Here is a 15,021-nt window from a genome sequence, read left to right as displayed (position 1 = left end):
CTCAGGCGCCGAACCGGCGGTGGCGCGCCGCGTAATCGCGCAAGGCTCGAAGAAAGTCGACTCGACGGAACTCGGGCCAGTACGCCTCGGTGAACCAGATCTCCGAATAGGCGCTCTGCCACAACAGGAATCCGGAGAGCCGCTGCTCGCCGGAGGTTCGGATCACCAGATCCGGATCGGGCTGTCCCGACGTGTACAGATGCCCGTCGATGCCGTCGACCGTGACGGCCTGGATCAGTTCGTCTCCGCTCAGACCCGCACCGATCTTGTCGCGCAGGAGCGATTGGACGGCGTCGGCGATCTCCTGACGCCCGCCGTATCCGATCGCGACGTTGACATGTGTCCCGGTTCGGCCGCTCGTCCCCGCCGCCGCTTCCCGCAAGCGCCTGGACTGCTCGGGAGGCAGAAGATCGAGAGCACCGACGATCTGCACACTCCAGTTCTTGCCGGGCCCGGAGATCTCTTCGACGACGTCGGTGATGATTTCGAGGAGGGTGTCGAGCTCTTCCGGCTCGCGGCGCAGGTTCTCGGTCGAGAGCAGGTAGATGGTTGCCATCTCGATTCCGGCGGCGTCGCACCACTCGAGCAATTCGGCAATTTTGAGCGCGCCCATGCGGTGCCCGTGACTGACATCGGTGAAGCCGTTCTCGCGAGCCCATCGCCGATTTCCGTCACACATCACGGCTACGTGCCGTGGGTGCGCGAGACCGTCGAGATGACTGAGGAGTCGTCGCTCGTAGATGCTGTACAGCAGTCCGCGCAGATTCACCGTGACATCACCATGGTGTCAAAGACTACGCCCGGCAGTGACAGCCACATGCGAGCGCCGTCACGGTTTTTGTACGCGTCGAAAACCCGCAGGTAGGTTATGCTACTGATGCGTAACCTACGGTACCGTAGGTTACGCGGTTCGCAACAGTACGGAACGAGAGGGGTTGCACATGACGGCATTCGGGCTCGACGAGCTTCCGGTCAAACCACGCATGCGCGGTTGGATCCATCTGTGGGCGCTCGGTGTCTCCGTCGTCGCGGGCATCGTTCTCGTCTCCGTAGCCGGCGCTCAGGTCGGCGCCAAAGCGGCTTGGGCAACCGCGATCTACAGCGTCACGATCTGCGGCCTCTTCGGCATCAGTGCGACGTATCACCGCATCCAGTGGCAGACGGTCAAGGGCCGTACGTGGATGAAGCGTGCGGACCATTCGATGATCTTTCTCTTCATCGCCGGCAGCTACACACCGTTCGCCATGCTCGGCCTCCCGACTCACACCGGCAAGATCATCCTCGCGATCGTGTGGGCAGGCGCGCTCGCCGGCGTCGCACTCAAGATGCTCTGGCCCACCGCCCCGAAATGGGTGGGCGTCCCGCTCTACCTGCTCCTCGGTTGGGCGATCGTTCCCGTGGTCGGTGAACTGACGCACCAGGTCGGTGTGGCGCCGATGGTGCTGCTGCTCGTCGGCGGAATCTTCTACAGCGTCGGCGCAATTCTGTACGCGACGAAATGGCCAAACCCGTGGCCCACGACGTTCGGGCATCACGAGTTCTTCCACGCCGCGACGGTCGTCGCAGCGATCTGCCACTACATCGCGGTATGGCTCGTCGTGTTCAACTGACTCGCCAGTTCCACCACCGTCGTCACCGGCCGATCACACACGAATCCCCGACAGATGTACGCGGCTTCACCACCGTCGACGAGGGGTCGATCTGCAAGCAGCGGTGAAGAATCCGGGGCACCCCCGACAACCACTGCACCACCCGGGGCAAGCCGTCGGGCATAGGCCAACAGCGAACCTTCCCCGACGACGGCCACCTGTATCGGACCACGCAACGACGCTTCCGCCACCGCGAGCCAGTGCCCCGCCGACCGAGGCGCACGCTCGAGCGGCAGCGTGGCCCTCGCCAACGCGTCCGCCGCGGCCTGGGCGTAACGAGACGATCGATCGGCATCGGTCAACGCCGCCGCGGTCAACAGCGCCTCCGCGACGCTCGACGCACCGGACGGCGTCGCGCCGTCCAACGGGTCTCGGGGCCGAGTCACGAGCGACTCGGCGAAATCGGCCGTGTCGAACCAGCTTCCCGGCTCGGCCGGATCAGCGAAGTGGTCGACAGTGACGTCGAGCAACTGCTGCGCCGCATCGAGCCACCGCGCCAATCCCGTTGCCTGGTATAGAGCCAGGAGGCCGGTGGCCAACATTGCGTAATCCTCGAGCACGCCCGTCGGGGCGCCGACAGCCCCGCCGAGGGAAGCGCGACGCAAGTGACCGTCCACCAGGTGAAGGTCGAGAAGAGCGCCTGCGCACTCGGCCGCCGCGGTGATCCAGTCGGGTCGGTCCAGGGCAAGTCCGGCTTCCGTCAAGGCCGTGACGGTCAACCCGTTCCAGGCCGTCACCACCTTGTCGTCGCGGCCAGGCTGTGGACGCTGAGCCCGGGCGGCACGGAGAGCGTCGGAGACCGTCTGCCAGCGCGACCAGTCGTCGGGGTCACGGAGCAACTGCAGTACCGACGCACCCTCTTCGAAGGTTCCGGTATCGGTGACCCGGAACAACTCCGACGCCCACTGCCCGTCCTCCGCGCCGAGAATCTCGACCAGCTGCGTCGGCGTCCATACGTACGTGAGGCCTTCGACGCCGTCGGTGTCGGCATCGAGAGCCGAAGCGAAGCAACCGTTCTCGGTCAGCAGATCGGAGAGCAGGAACCTTGCGGTCTCCTCGGTGACGCGAGTGGCGAGGTCCGATCCGGTGCGCCGCGCCCAGTGCGCGTAGAACCGCAGGAGCAGCGCATTGTCGTAGAGCATCTTCTCGAAGTGCGGAACCACCCACTCGGCATCGACCGAGTACCGCGAGAAACCGCCACCCAACTGGTCGTAGATCCCGCCACGTGCCATTGCTTCGGCGGTGCGCTCGATGCCGCCGAGGATCTCGCCCGAACCCGTTCGCTCGTACTGTCGGAGCAGCCCCTCCAGTAGTGCCGACGGTGGAAACTTCGGTGCCCCACCGAATCCCCCGCGCGGGACGTCCTCGTCGCCGAGGATCGACCGGCCCGCCGCGTTCAGCAGCTCGGCGTCGATGGGTGCTCCGCCGTACGGAATCCCGCCCGACGCGCGCTGAAGTTCCGTGACGATCGACTGCGCCGCGTTGTCGACCTCGTCGCGCCGATTCGTGAAGGTGTCGACTATCGCTTCGAGAAGCTGTGTGAACGAAGGCATTCCGCCGCGAGGCGTCGGCGGGTAGTACGTGCCGCAGTAGAACGGTGAACCGTCGGGAGTCAGGAAACAGGTCATGGGCCAGCCGCCCTGGCCGGTCATCGCAACTGTCGCATTCATGTAGACGGCGTCGATGTCGGGACGTTCTTCTCGGTCCACCTTCACACAGACGAAGTTCGCGTTCATGACGGCCGCGATCTCGTCGTTCTCGAACGACTCGTGCGCCATGACGTGGCACCAGTGGCACGCCGAGTATCCGATCGAGAGGAGAATCGGCACGTTGCGCTCGCGCGCCCACTCCATCGCTTCTTCGCCCCACTGTTGCCAGTGGACCGGATTGTCGGCGTGCTGACGCAGGTAAGGGCTCGAGGACCCACCCAGGTTGTTCCGCATCCGTGGGTCCATCGCCGCTACCTCGTTCGTCTCAGGATTCTTGCTTGGGCTTCTTCTCGGTAGAGACGTTGGGTTCCGCCGGGCTCGGAGCAGTGATAGCTCCCCGGTCGGTGCCTTCGTCTGCCTGCTGATCGAGTTCGGGATGATCCGGTTCGAACGTCTCCGGCAGCTTCTTGAGCTGGCGGTTCATTGACCGAACCAGGAGGATCACACCGATGAGCAGCGCAAGAATCACCAGCAGGCCGACCGGAGACGACTTTCCGAACTCCGGGCCGGATGGGTTACTGGGCGTCTGAGCAAGAAATTGTGTGGTGCCGAGAACTACCTCGGCGGACAGAGCATTCACTTCTGAGCGTCCTCTTCGAGACCTGCGAACAGGTCGGTTTCCGGAATGGACGTGGTGACCCGCGTCTTGGCGAGCTCGAATTCCTCGGTGGGCCAGATCTTCTGCTGAATGTCGAGCGGCACAGCGAAGAACGAACCGTTGGGATCGATCTGCGTCGCGTGTGCGCGCAGAGCATCGTCACGCTGGGGAAAGTAGTCGCCGCACGTGACCTGAGTGGTCACCCGGACCATCATGTCGCCGCGTTCGGTCTTCCACTTCTTGAGCCAGTCCGCCATCGGGAACGGCTCTCCGCGACGCTCGTACTCCTCCTGGAAGAGTTCGAGGCGCTTACGGATGAATCCGTGCGAGTAGTAGACCTTCTTGATTTCCCACGGCTGACCGTCCTCGGGGAAGTACTCGGGATCGGCGGCGGCTTCGTAGGCTGCCATCGTCACCTCGTGGCACCGGATGTGATCCGGGTGCGGGTATCCGCCGTTCTCGTCGTACGTCGTGACGACGTGGGGACGGAACTCGCGAATCACCTTCACCAGAGCGCGCGTCGACTCTTCGAGCGGAACGAGGGCGAAGCACCCTTCGGGCAGCGGCGGAAGAGGGTCGCCCTCGGGAAGCCCGGAATCGACGAAACCGAGCCAGCGCTGCTTCACGCCCAGGATGCGAGCGGCCTCGGCCATCTCCTCCTGGCGAACTTCGCTGATTCGATCGCGGACACCGGGAACGTCCATGGCCGGGTTGAGAATGTCGCCACGCTCACCCCCGGTGAGCGTCAGGACCATCACTTCGTGGCCTTCGGCTGCATAACGGGCGGTGGTGGCCGCACCCTTGCTCGACTCGTCGTCGGGATGGGCATGGACGGCCATGAGCCGGAATCCGCTCACGTGTTCGTTCACCTCAACTTCACCTGTAGCCGTTGCCGGCAGTTCACCTGTAGCCGTCACCGGCAGTTCACCTGTAGCCGTCACCGGCAGTCTTCGAATCACACGCTGTGCACCGCTCGGATTACTCCGGGCCGTTGCCGTCAAACGTACCGACTGCCGACAAACCTACCGACGGCGCGACGGGATACGTCCTCTATAGTTCCACCCGAGAGTTCCTGGCGCAGCCGTGACCCCTTCGGTAATCCGGCGGGACACAGTCAGTTGCTGCACGACACGCGAACTCGAGTCTTCGAGAGCAGAGTGATGAGCAAACCGCTTCCCCAAGATCGGTACCCGAGCACAACTCGCACGGGCAGTCCCCGCAAGTGGATGGTGTGGGCTCTGACCGCTCTCGTCATCGTCGTAGGCGGCGGAATCGCGTACTACGCGTACGGAAAATTTGCGGTCAAGGAAATCGAGACCGAGACCATCTCGTTCGACATCGCCAACGACTCCACGGTGAAGATCCGTTTCACCGTCACACGCGACGACTCGTCGCGTGAAGCGATGTGCATCGTGCGCGCACGCTCGAAGGACGGCTCCGAAACCGGTCGACGTGAGGTCTACGTCCCGTCGTCGGAACATCAGACCCTCGAGTTCAACACCGAGGTCAAGACGTCCCAGCCGCCAGGCATGGCCGACGTCTACGGCTGCAGCTTCGACGTTCCGGAGTACCTGACCAAGAGCTGACCTCGGAACGCACCCACCCTGCCGGACGTTTGACGCCGGACAGGGCGGGTAGTCATGCGTGATAGAATTGCCCGATACACGGTTCCGGGTGGAACCGTGTATTGCTGCATTGACGCAAGGTTTGACGGCAAGGTTGCATCCCTGGTGGTGCTTCTGTTGTCGTTGTTCGCTGCTGTTGCAGCGATCGTCGAGGGAGCCCCCGGCTCCGACTACTAGGGAGTGATCGAGATGACCGAGACCCAGGTGACCTGGCTTACCCAGGAATCACATGACAGGCTCAAGAACGAACTCGACCAGCTCATCGCCAATCGCCCGGTCATCGCCGCCGAGATCAACGAGCGTCGCGAAGAGGGCGACCTGAAGGAGAACGGCGGCTACCACGCTGCCCGCGAAGAGCAGGGTCAGCAGGAAGCCCGCATTCGCCAGCTCCAGGAGCTGCTGAACAGCGCAAAGGTCGGCGAGGCCCCCACTCAGTCCGGTGTCGCACTGCCCGGATCCGTAGTCAAGGTCTACTACGACGGCGACGAGAGTGACACCGAGACGTTCCTGATCGCTACCCGCGAAGAAGGCGCACGTGACGCCAAGCTCGAGGTCTACTCGCCGAACTCACCGCTGGGCGGCGCGCTGCTCGAAGCCAAGGTCGGCGACACGCGTGAGTACAACCTGCCCAACGGCAGCACCATGAAGGTCACGCTGCTGAGCGCGGAGCCTTACCACAGCTGATCGGCTGTACCAGCTCTGAAAAGAAGCGCCACCCGACTCGGTCGGGTGGCGCTTCTTGCTCTGTCGACGCTCGCCGTTTCCTGCCCACTCACACCACGCGGCGAGCCTTCATGCCGGCGAAGATCGGGCCGACCTTCACCACGTCGCCGAACGTGGGTGCGTGAAGCATCTGACCGTTGCCGACGTAGATCGCCACGTGGCCGGGGCCGCCTGCCTGCCAGTTGCCGAACAACAGGTCACCGGGCTGCGCCTGATCCAGCGGGATCTCGACGCCGACACCCCACTGCGTCTCCGAGGTCCGGGGCAGAGTCACCCCGGTGGCCGCGTGGATCGCGTACGACGTCAGCCCCGAGCAGTCGAACCCGCCCATCGACGGCCCGTTGATGTTTCCGCCACCCCACACGTACGGCAATCCGAGAAACTTCAGACCGGCCTCGACGACGCCGCCCACCGCTGCGGCGAGGTTGTTGTAGTCGAAGGGCGCAAGCATCAGGGCGAACGAGTCCTGCAACGATTTGATCTGGGCGACGAACGGAGCGGCGACCGCCTGCTCCGCAGGAACCTCGCCCGACTTGTCTGCCGGAACGCCGCCCGCTTCGCGAACTGCGTCCGGCCCGACGTCGTAGGCAGCGAGCGCGAGGTCGACGGTATCGCCCTCGACCTCACCGGACTTCTGCCAGGACTGCGCTTGCTTCACGAGATCGCACAACCGGTATCCGGTTGTCATCACCGGATCGGCAACGCCCAGGATGTCCATCTTTCCGTCGCCGTCACCGTCCTTGCCGTATGCCGTCCACGCTGCGGTGGTGAAGCGGCCAGGCCCGCGCCCACCTTCCGGTGAGATGTCGGTATCGGGTCCGTACTTGAATCCGTTCTCGACCGAGTACAGCGAGGCGATCACCGCGGGCGTGATCTCCGAGCACAGAGCACCGGCCTTTTTGATCCACGGCGCGAACACTGCCACCGCTCCCACGGGCGCCAATGTCGCTCCCGGAAAGTTGGAGGGTACGGAAGGCACGATTCCCTCAGGTGTGTCCTGAGTTCGTGCCGGTCCGTTCCAGGCTGCAAGTGAGACTGCAGCATTCGAAGACTCGTTCTTCTCGACTTGTGCGGGCGCTCCGAGAGTTCCACTCATCACGCCCAGTGCGGTGCCGATCGACACAGCGATCGCCAGGACACCGACTGCCATCCGAACCTCCGATAAACCTCTGAAAATCCACGTACGTGGTCGTACCCGAAACTTGTCGGTGCGAACATCTACTCTTTCGAACATGCATTCGACACGGCTCAGTCTCGCGACTCCTGTAACCAATGTCTCATTTATCTCGGCGGGCGTTACGCAAATGACTACAGACGCCAAGGCTTTTCTCAGGTTCGGCGTGCAAGCTGAGTCCATGAGCGACGATCGGCCACGACCCGCCCGGGGACGCACTACGGTGTATCGACCCGTTCGCCTCGCCCTCGCAGCCACGGCTGTGGCGGGAGCACTCGCAAGCGGCGGACTTTCACTCGTTTCTTCTCCCACTGCCACGGCACTCGCACCGGACACGTCGGCTTCTCACACCAAGAATCCCGTAGCGAAGCGGCCCGTCGTGGTCGCCGGATTCGGAACCCCGGACGCCGTCTCCAACGGTTCGTGAGTACTCCGCGCTCGGCCTCCGAGTGGCTCACGTGGGGGGTTCAGGCCCGGGTCGTCGTCACCGACCCTGAAGTCCTTCCCTCCGCGGCCAGCCTGGTTCGCGGGTACCTCACCGCTGCCGACGCCGCCACCAATCGAGATCGTGCCGACTCCGAGATTCGTACCTATGTCAGCGCCGCGAGCAACGTCGACGGCGTCGCCGTGACCCCGATGTTCGCGCACTTCCTCGAAGACGCGTTGGCTGTCGCACGACTGACCGACGGCAAACTCACGCCGACGGCCGGGTCGGCAGACCCTCACTCCTGGTGGAAGATTCGCGTCGAGAACAACCGCGTGTACAGCCCGGACGACGTCGTTCTCGATCTGTCCGCGACGGCCCGCGCCAGTTCAGCGGACCACTGTGCCGCGTCCACTGCGACTCTTCTCGGGTGTGGCGTGCTGGTCGGCCTCGGCGGGGACATCGCGGTTGCCGGCCCGGCGCCGGAAGACGGCTGGCAGATTCAGGTGCAAGACCTGCCCGGCGACCCGACCTGCCAGGTAGCACTTCCGTCCGACTGCGGGATCGCCACGGCCAGCACCGTCAAGCCACTGCACCGCGAATCGACGGCGACGCCGATGTGGCGCACGGTGTCGGTGATTGCATCCTCCTGCGCTCAGGCCGCCGCATTCAGTCGGGTTGCGGTCGGCATGGGCGGTTCGGCCATCGACTGGCTACATCAACTCGACGTACCCGCCAGGCTGGTCGACCAGGAGTACCGCGTGACGGTTCTGGGCGGCTGGCCTGACGAGTAACTCGCCTCAGTTCTGCAGTCGTACTGCGTAACCGGCGCGGTCGAAGGCCGTCAGAAGTTCCGCCTTGTTGTCCGGACCACGCGTCTCGACGGTGAGGAAGACTTCCACTTCGTCGAGTGCAAGTTCGCCACCGGTACGGGAATGGATGACATCGACCACGCTGGCGCCGTTCGCTCGAACCACTTCGAGCAACGAGACCAGTGCGCCCGGCCGATCGTCGATGGTGATGTGAACTCCGAGGAACCGTCCGGCCGCTCGCAGACCGTGCGAGATGACGTGCGTGAGAAGTAGCGGATCGATGTTGCCGCCGGAAAGCACGGCGCACACCGGCCCTGTCAGTCCCAGCTCCTCCGGAGTACAGGTCATCAAGGCCGCGACGGCCGCGACGCCGGCCGGTTCGACGATGAGCTTGGCGCGTTCGAGGCACAGCAGGAGCGCTTTGGACAGCGCTTCCTCGCTGACCGTCACCACGGCGTCGACATGGGCGGCAACTTCGGCGAACGGAACCTCGCCCGGGCAGCCAACGGCGATACCGTCTGCCATCGTGGACATCGACGCCAAGGCGGTCGGCTTCCCGGCTGCCAACGACGCCGGCCAGGCAGCCGCGGTCTCGGCTTGCACTCCGACGATGCGGACCTGCGGGCGCACAGCTTTGACGGCTGCAGCCACTCCGGCGATCAAACCGCCGCCGCCGGTGGGAACGAGGATCGTGCCGACCTCAGGCAGTTGCTCGAGGATTTCGAGCCCCACAGTCCCCTGCCCCGCCACGACGTCCTCGTGGTCGAACGGGTGGACCAGAACTGCTCCGGTTCGGTCCGCGAATTCGCGAGCGGCCACGAGCGCTTCGTCGACAGTCGAACCGTGCAGGTGGACCTGAGCTCCATATGCCTTGGTGGCCACCAACTTCGGCAGCGGCGCACCCGTCGGCATGAAGACGGTCGACTTGATTCCCAATTCTGTTGCAGACCAGGCAACTCCCTGCGCATGGTTACCGGCACTGGCCGCCACCACGCCCGCTGCCCGTTCCTCTGCGGAAAGATTGGCAATGCGGTTGTACGCACCGCGCGGTTTGAAAGAGCCGGTGCGCTGCAGATTTTCACATTTCAAACTCACGGCGAAGCCGGTGGTTTCGGACAACACTCGCGAGGCCACGACCGGGGTGCGTCGCATGACCGGGGCGAGCAGTTGCTGTGCAGCCTTTATCTGTTCGAGATTCACGCATGCCTCCAGAAAGTGCGCCTCCACACCCTCGTGAGGTGTGAAGGCGCACTGCAGATTCGAAGTCGAATTACTGTAGAGCGAAGATCAGGACAGCGCTTGCTCGATGTCGCCGACCAGATCGGAGGCGTCTTCGATGCCGACCGACAGGCGAACCAGATCGTCGGGAACCTCGAGAGCGGAACCGGCCGTCGAGGCGTGGGTCATCGCACCGGGGAATTCGATGAGGGATTCGACTCCGCCGAGAGATTCTGCCAGCGTGAAGATCTCGGTGCGCGAGCACAGGTCGAGAGCTGCCGCCTTGCCGCCCTTGAGGCGGACGGAGATCATGCCGCCGAAGCGTCGCATCTGCTTGGCCGCGACCTTGTGCGACGGATGCGAAGCCAGTCCGGGGTAGATGACGCCGGCAACCGCGGGGTGGCCGTCGAGCAATTCGACGACCTTCTCCGCGTTGTCACTGTGACGCTCCATGCGCAGCGCCAGTGTCTTGATTCCGCGCAACGTCAGGAACGCGTCGAAGGGGCCGGGAACGCCGCCGGATCCGTTCTGCAGGAAGGCAAACGCGGTGTCCAGTTCTTCGTCGTTGCAGACGAGAGCGCCACCGACCACGTCGGAGTGTCCGCCGATGTACTTGGTCGTGGAGTGCAGCGCGATGTCGGCACCGAGCTGCAGCGGCTGCTGCAGGTACGGCGAGGCGAAGGTGTTGTCCACCACGATCTTTGCGTTGCCCTCGTGGGCGACCTCGGCAAGGAGCTCGATGTCACCGATATTGAGCAGCGGGTTCGTGGGCGTCTCGACCCAGACCAGCTTGGTGTTGGACTTCATCGCCGCGCGCACCGCATCGACGTCGGACACCGGAGCCGGGGTGTACTCGATCCCCCACTGCGTGAACACCTTGTCGATGAGACGGAAGGTTCCGCCGTACGCGTCGTCGGGGATGACCAGGTGATCGCCGGGTCGAAGTACCGAACGGAGCAGGCAGTCGGTGGCCGCCATTCCCGAACTGAACGCTCGGCCGTAGGTTCCAGATTCGAGCGCGGCGAGGTTCGCCTCGAGTGGGCGACGGGTGGGGTTACCCGTTCGCGCGTACTCGAAGCCACTGCGCATTCCACCGACGCCGTCCTGGGCGAAGGTGGAACTCGCGTAGATCGGCACGTTGACCGCACCGGTCAGCGGATCGGGTTCGTAACCCGCATGCACCGCTTTCGTGGAGAAACCCTGCCAGCTGATGTTGTCGGCCTTGCTGCGTTGCTCACTCATGGTCCCCAGCCTAATGGCGCCGGTGCCGGCGCAGGAATCCGAACTCAGGAATCCGAACTCAGGAAACCCAGGAGATCGTGGCGCGTGATGACACCGACCGGCTTGCCGTCGTCGACGACCATGAGTGCGTCGGTGTCCCCGAGCGCCTTCGTGGCAGCCGAGACCGGCTCGCCGGAACCGATGAGCGGGAACGGCTTGCTCATGTGCTTCTCGACGGAATCCGCAAGGTGCGCACGGCCTTCGAAGACCGCGCTCAGCAGATCCCGCTCGGACACACTTCCGGCGACCTCGCCTGCCATGACCGGCGGTTCCGCACCCACGACGGGCATCTGGGACACGCCGTACTCGCGCAGGATCTCGATCGCGTCGCGCAGGGTCTCCGACGGGTGGGTGTGAACGAGGTCCGGCAGCTCGCCCGACTTACCACGCAGAACGTCGCCGACGGTGGGGACGTTGGTCTTGCCGTCGAGTGGGGTGCGCAGGAATCCGTACGACGCCATCCACTGATCGTTGAAGATCTTGGACAGGTAGCCGCGGCCACCGTCCGGGAGGAGGACGACGATCAGGGCGTCGGGGCCCTCACGCTTGGCTACTTCGAGGGCAGCGACGACGGCCATACCGCAGGAACCGCCGACCAGCAGTCCCTCCTCGCGGGCGAGGCGACGCGTCATCTCGAAGGAATCGGCATCCGAGACGGCGATGATCTCGTCCGGGATGGACGGGTCGTATGCCGACGGCCAGAAGTCTTCGCCGACGCCTTCGACCAGATACGGACGACCGGTGCCGCCGGAGTAGACGGAGCCCTCGGGGTCTGCGCCGATGACCTTGACCTTGCCGCCCGAAACTTCCTTGAGGTAGCGGCCGGTGCCGGTGATGGTGCCGCCGGTGCCGACGCCCGCGACGAAGTGCGTGATCTTGCCGTCGGTGTCGGCCCAGATCTCGGGGCCGGTGGTCTCGTAGTGGCTCTCCGGTCCGCCCGGGTTGGAGTACTGGTTGGGCTTCCAGGCGCCGGGGATCTCACGGGTGAGACGGTCGGAGACGCTGTAGTAGCTGTTCGGGTTGTCCGGCGCGACGGCCGTGGGGCACACGACCACCTCGGCGCCGTAGGCGCGCAGGACGTTGCGCTTGTCTTCGCTGACCTTGTCTGGGCAGACGAAAACGCACTTGTATCCACGCTTTTGCGCCACGAGCGCCAAGCCGATTCCGGTGTTGCCCGAGGTCGGCTCGACGATGGTGCCGCCCGGCTTCAGTTCACCCGAAGCCTCGGCTGCGTCGATCATCTTGACGGCGATGCGGTCCTTGGAGCTACCGCCAGGGTTGAGGTATTCGACCTTGGCTGCCACCGTGCCGAAGTTTTCGCCCGTGACGGACGTGAGCTTGACGAGTGGGGTGTTGCCGATGAGGTCGACGACGTGTTCCGCGATGCGCATTCGTCCATGTTCCCAGATGAAAGAAAACGGTGCGCGCGGACGTCGGGCGAAGGTGGTGCAATCCGGCTAGATTGGCAAGTGTGAGTCGAACCGGACTGAAAGCGTCGGTGGCCACGGTGGTGGCCGGATCGAGTGCAGGCACGCTCTCCTGGTTGGGCTACAACTATCTGATGTCGCAGGCGGGGGCGGCCCGCGGGGTGATCGGTCGCAATATCGCCAAGCCACCCGAGGCGGACGGGGTGTACGCGCCCGGCGCCGACAACCCGGAACTCTGGTGGCGGGCCGTGCCCTTCGATCTCCACTTGATGATCTTCGGCGATTCGTCTGCGGCCGGCGTGGGCGCGCTGACGGCCTCGGAAGTTCCGGGTGTTCAGGTCGCGAAGCTGCTTGCGAGTGAAACCGGGAAGCGAATCCGTTTGAGCACCAAGGCCATCGGGGGCGCCACCTCCCGCGGGTTGAGTGGGCAGGTCGACGCCATGTTCGTCGCCGGTCCTCCCCCGGACGCTGCGGTGATCCTGATCGGCGCCAACGACGTCACCGCCAAGAACGCGATTCACGCGTCGGCTAAACGCCTCGGCGACGCGGTTCGACGCTTACGCGAGAGCGGCGCCGTCGTTGTTGTCGGCACCTGCCCGGATCTGGGGGTGGTCACGGCGATCCCGCAACCTCTGCGCTCCGTGGTGCGCGAATGGGGCCATCGCCTCGCACTCGCCCAGGCGGCCGCGACCAGAAACGCCGGGGGTCATCCCGTTCCACTGGCCGACCTGCTGGCCAAGGAATTCCTGGCCTCGCCCGACACGATGTTCTCGGCCGACCGTTTCCATCCGTCCGCGGCCGGATACGAACTCGCGGCGAAGCAGATCGTCCCGGTTCTCGCGTCGGCTCTGGGTGAATGGCAGGGTGGCCCGCTACCCGAACTCCCCCACGTCTCGGAGGCGGCGCAAGCCCGCACCGTCGCGGCCCGACTGACGGCGGCGGCAACCCAGTGGAAAGCCTTCGCGAGACGCACCAAACCTGCAGGTCAGCGCCCCGACGTCAACTGAGTGAGACTGCGTGACCACCATCTGGGAGCGGCAACGTAAATTGTAAGTCGAAGCTGCATTCAACTTGCCCTGCTCGACGGCGTTTCAAGCCGCCCTCGAGCAGTACACAAAAGGAGTTTTCATGCCCGAGGCAGTAATCGTCTCAGCAGTACGGTCGCCCATCGGCCGCGCAATGAAGGGTTCGCTCAAGGACATCCGCCCGGATGACCTCGCAACTCAGATGGTTGCCGCCGCGTTGGCAAAGATCCCCGAGCTCGACCCCACCGAGATCGACGACCTCATGCTCGGTTGCGGCCAGCCCGCCGGTCAGTCGGGCTTCAACATCGCCCGCGTCGTCGCCGTCCAGCTCGGCTACGACTTCCTCCCCGGTGTCACGGTCAACCGTTACTGTTCCTCCTCGCTGCAGACCACCCGCATGGCGCTGCACGCCATCCGCGCAGGCGAGGGCGACGTCTTCATCTCCGCCGGCGTCGAGTCCGTCTCCAGCTTCATCACCGGCAACGCCGACGGCCTCCCCAACACCAAGAATCCGCTCTTCGACGCAGCGCAGGCCCGTAGCGCCAAGCTCGCCGAAGGTGGAGTCGCCTGGACCGATCCTCGCGAAGAGGGCCTGATCCCCGACGTGTACCTGGGCATGGGCCAGACCGCCGAGAACGTCGCTTCGGCCACCGGCATCACCCGCGAAGACCAGGACCGCTGGGCAGTTCGCAGCCAGAACCGCGCCGAGGAAGCCATCGCGCGCGGCTTCTTCGAGCGTGAGATCACGCCCGTCACGCTCGCCGACGGCACCGTCGTCTCCAAGGACGACGGCCCCCGCGCCGGCACCACCTACGAGGGCATCAGCGGCCTCAAGCCCGTCTTCCGCCCCGATGGCACCGTCACCGCCGGCAATGCCTGCCCGCTCAACGACGGCGCAGCCGCACTGGTGATCATGTCCGACACCAAGGCAAAGGCACTCGGCCTGACCCCGCTCGCTCGCATCGTCTCCACCGGCGTCTCGGGCCTGTCCCCCGAGATCATGGGCCTCGGCCCGATCCAGGCCGTCAAGAACGCCCTGAAGATCGCCGGCAAGTCGATCTCCGACATCGACCTGTTCGAGATCAACGAGGCATTCGCAGTGCAGGTCCTCGGATCCGCTCGCGAACTGGGCATCGAAGAGGACAAGCTCAACATCTCCGGTGGCGCGATCGCGCTGGGTCACCCCTTCGGTATGACCGGTGCCCGTATCACCAACACCCTGATCAACAACCTGCAGGAGCAGGACAAGACCTTCGGCGTCGAGACCATGTGTGTCGGCGGCGGACAGGGCATGGCAATGGTGATCGAGCGCCTCAGCTGATCCCCTGAGCACGTCGAAAGCGGCCGCCCGGCTTC

General features: G+C 64.7%; 16 protein-coding genes. 8 read left to right on the top strand and 8 right to left on the bottom strand.

Annotated elements, in window-relative coordinates:
* Position 1: 1 nt before the first annotated feature.
* Positions 2 to 769, bottom strand: a complete 768-nt coding sequence (locus PCS43_RS25460; protein ID WP_003945211.1) for an isoprenyl transferase — start codon at positions 767 to 769, stop codon at positions 2 to 4.
* A gap of 172 nt (positions 770 to 941) precedes the next feature.
* On the opposite strand from PCS43_RS25460, the gene trhA reads away from it, so the two are divergent.
* Positions 942 to 1,610 (top strand): PAQR family membrane homeostasis protein TrhA, encoded by a 669-nt coding sequence (gene trhA / locus PCS43_RS25455; RefSeq protein WP_003945269.1) that lies wholly within the window; start codon positions 942 to 944, stop codon positions 1,608 to 1,610.
* Here trhA and PCS43_RS25450 read toward each other — a convergent pair.
* From PCS43_RS25450 to mca, 3 genes are read right to left on the bottom strand one after another with little or no spacing between them, the layout of a single operon-like run.
* Positions 1,577 to 3,604: a thioredoxin domain-containing protein gene (locus PCS43_RS25450; protein ID WP_039972674.1), complete on the bottom strand. Its 2,028-nt coding sequence runs from the start codon at positions 3,602 to 3,604 to the stop codon at positions 1,577 to 1,579. The genes trhA and PCS43_RS25450 overlap by 34 nt on opposite strands.
* A gap of 19 nt (positions 3,605 to 3,623) precedes the next feature.
* Positions 3,624 to 3,938 (bottom strand): hypothetical protein, encoded by a 315-nt coding sequence (locus tag PCS43_RS25445; protein WP_007726381.1) that lies wholly within the window; start codon positions 3,936 to 3,938, stop codon positions 3,624 to 3,626.
* The gene (mca, locus tag PCS43_RS25440) at positions 3,935 to 4,813 is read right to left on the bottom strand and encodes a mycothiol conjugate amidase Mca (protein WP_007726383.1); all 879 of its coding nucleotides are present in this window, start codon (positions 4,811 to 4,813) and stop codon (positions 3,935 to 3,937) included. Before mca ends, PCS43_RS25445 begins: the two co-directional genes overlap by 4 nt.
* 303 nt (positions 4,814 to 5,116) lie before the next feature.
* On the opposite strand from mca, the gene PCS43_RS25435 reads away from it, so the two are divergent.
* Genes PCS43_RS25435 through greA form a run of 3 tightly spaced genes read left to right on the top strand, consistent with a single transcriptional unit; the run spans position 5,117 to position 6,265 of the window.
* Positions 5,117 to 5,542 (top strand): DUF4307 domain-containing protein, encoded by a 426-nt coding sequence (locus tag PCS43_RS25435; protein WP_007726384.1) that lies wholly within the window; start codon positions 5,117 to 5,119, stop codon positions 5,540 to 5,542.
* Positions 5,543 to 5,596: 54 nt separating this feature from the next.
* On the top strand, positions 5,597 to 5,758 hold the full coding sequence (locus PCS43_RS25430; RefSeq protein ID WP_209909327.1) for a hypothetical protein: 162 nt from the start codon (positions 5,597 to 5,599) through the stop codon (positions 5,756 to 5,758).
* 12 nt (positions 5,759 to 5,770) lie between these two features.
* Positions 5,771 to 6,265, top strand: coding sequence for a transcription elongation factor GreA (gene greA, locus PCS43_RS25425; protein ID WP_007726385.1), 495 nt, complete (start codon positions 5,771 to 5,773; stop codon positions 6,263 to 6,265).
* Positions 6,266 to 6,353: 88 nt separating this feature from the next.
* Here greA and PCS43_RS25420 read toward each other — a convergent pair whose 3' ends face one another.
* Positions 6,354 to 7,454 carry a C40 family peptidase gene (locus PCS43_RS25420; RefSeq protein WP_003943296.1) on the bottom strand — a complete coding sequence of 367 codons (1,101 nt, stop codon included), beginning with the start codon at positions 7,452 to 7,454 and terminating at the stop codon, positions 6,354 to 6,356.
* Positions 7,455 to 7,659: 205 nt separating this feature from the next.
* Between PCS43_RS25420 and PCS43_RS25415 the strand changes: the two genes are divergently transcribed.
* Both PCS43_RS25415 and PCS43_RS25410 read left to right on the top strand, forming a co-directional pair.
* Positions 7,660 to 7,905, top strand: a complete 246-nt coding sequence (locus PCS43_RS25415) for a hypothetical protein (RefSeq protein ID WP_153211881.1) — start codon at positions 7,660 to 7,662, stop codon at positions 7,903 to 7,905.
* Positions 7,902 to 8,696, top strand: a complete 795-nt coding sequence (locus tag PCS43_RS25410; RefSeq protein ID WP_003943281.1) for an FAD:protein FMN transferase — start codon at positions 7,902 to 7,904, stop codon at positions 8,694 to 8,696. The genes PCS43_RS25415 and PCS43_RS25410 overlap by 4 nt, the downstream gene beginning before the upstream one ends.
* 6 nt (positions 8,697 to 8,702) lie before the next feature.
* Here PCS43_RS25410 and ilvA read toward each other — a convergent pair whose 3' ends face one another.
* From ilvA to PCS43_RS25395, 3 genes are all read right to left on the bottom strand, one after another.
* The gene (ilvA, locus tag PCS43_RS25405; protein ID WP_223304414.1) at positions 8,703 to 9,866 is read right to left on the bottom strand and encodes a threonine ammonia-lyase; all 1,164 of its coding nucleotides are present in this window, start codon (positions 9,864 to 9,866) and stop codon (positions 8,703 to 8,705) included.
* A 135-nt stretch (positions 9,867 to 10,001) separates the two neighbouring features.
* Positions 10,002 to 11,174 (bottom strand): cystathionine gamma-synthase, encoded by a 1,173-nt coding sequence (locus tag PCS43_RS25400; protein WP_003943272.1) that lies wholly within the window; start codon positions 11,172 to 11,174, stop codon positions 10,002 to 10,004.
* Between the two features lie 44 nt (positions 11,175 to 11,218).
* Complete coding sequence (locus PCS43_RS25395; protein ID WP_003943292.1) at positions 11,219 to 12,604, bottom strand: cystathionine beta-synthase; 1,386 nt, start codon at positions 12,602 to 12,604, stop codon at positions 11,219 to 11,221.
* A 71-nt stretch (positions 12,605 to 12,675) separates the two neighbouring features.
* Between PCS43_RS25395 and PCS43_RS25390 the strand changes: the two genes are divergently transcribed.
* Both PCS43_RS25390 and PCS43_RS25385 read left to right on the top strand, forming a co-directional pair.
* Positions 12,676 to 13,647: an SGNH/GDSL hydrolase family protein gene (locus PCS43_RS25390; protein WP_042448870.1), complete on the top strand. Its 972-nt coding sequence runs from the start codon at positions 12,676 to 12,678 to the stop codon at positions 13,645 to 13,647.
* Between the two features lie 121 nt (positions 13,648 to 13,768).
* Positions 13,769 to 14,986 carry an acetyl-CoA C-acetyltransferase gene (locus PCS43_RS25385; protein WP_019744600.1) on the top strand — a complete coding sequence of 406 codons (1,218 nt, stop codon included), beginning with the start codon at positions 13,769 to 13,771 and terminating at the stop codon, positions 14,984 to 14,986.
* The last annotated feature ends 35 nt before the right edge of the window (positions 14,987 to 15,021 follow it).

This window comes from Rhodococcus sp. C-2 (assembly GCF_027854095.1).
Taxonomy (GTDB): domain Bacteria; phylum Actinomycetota; class Actinomycetes; order Mycobacteriales; family Mycobacteriaceae; genus Rhodococcus_F; species Rhodococcus_F qingshengii.
Note: the sequence above shows the minus strand (reverse complement) of the source record. Positions and strands in the feature narration are given on the sequence as shown.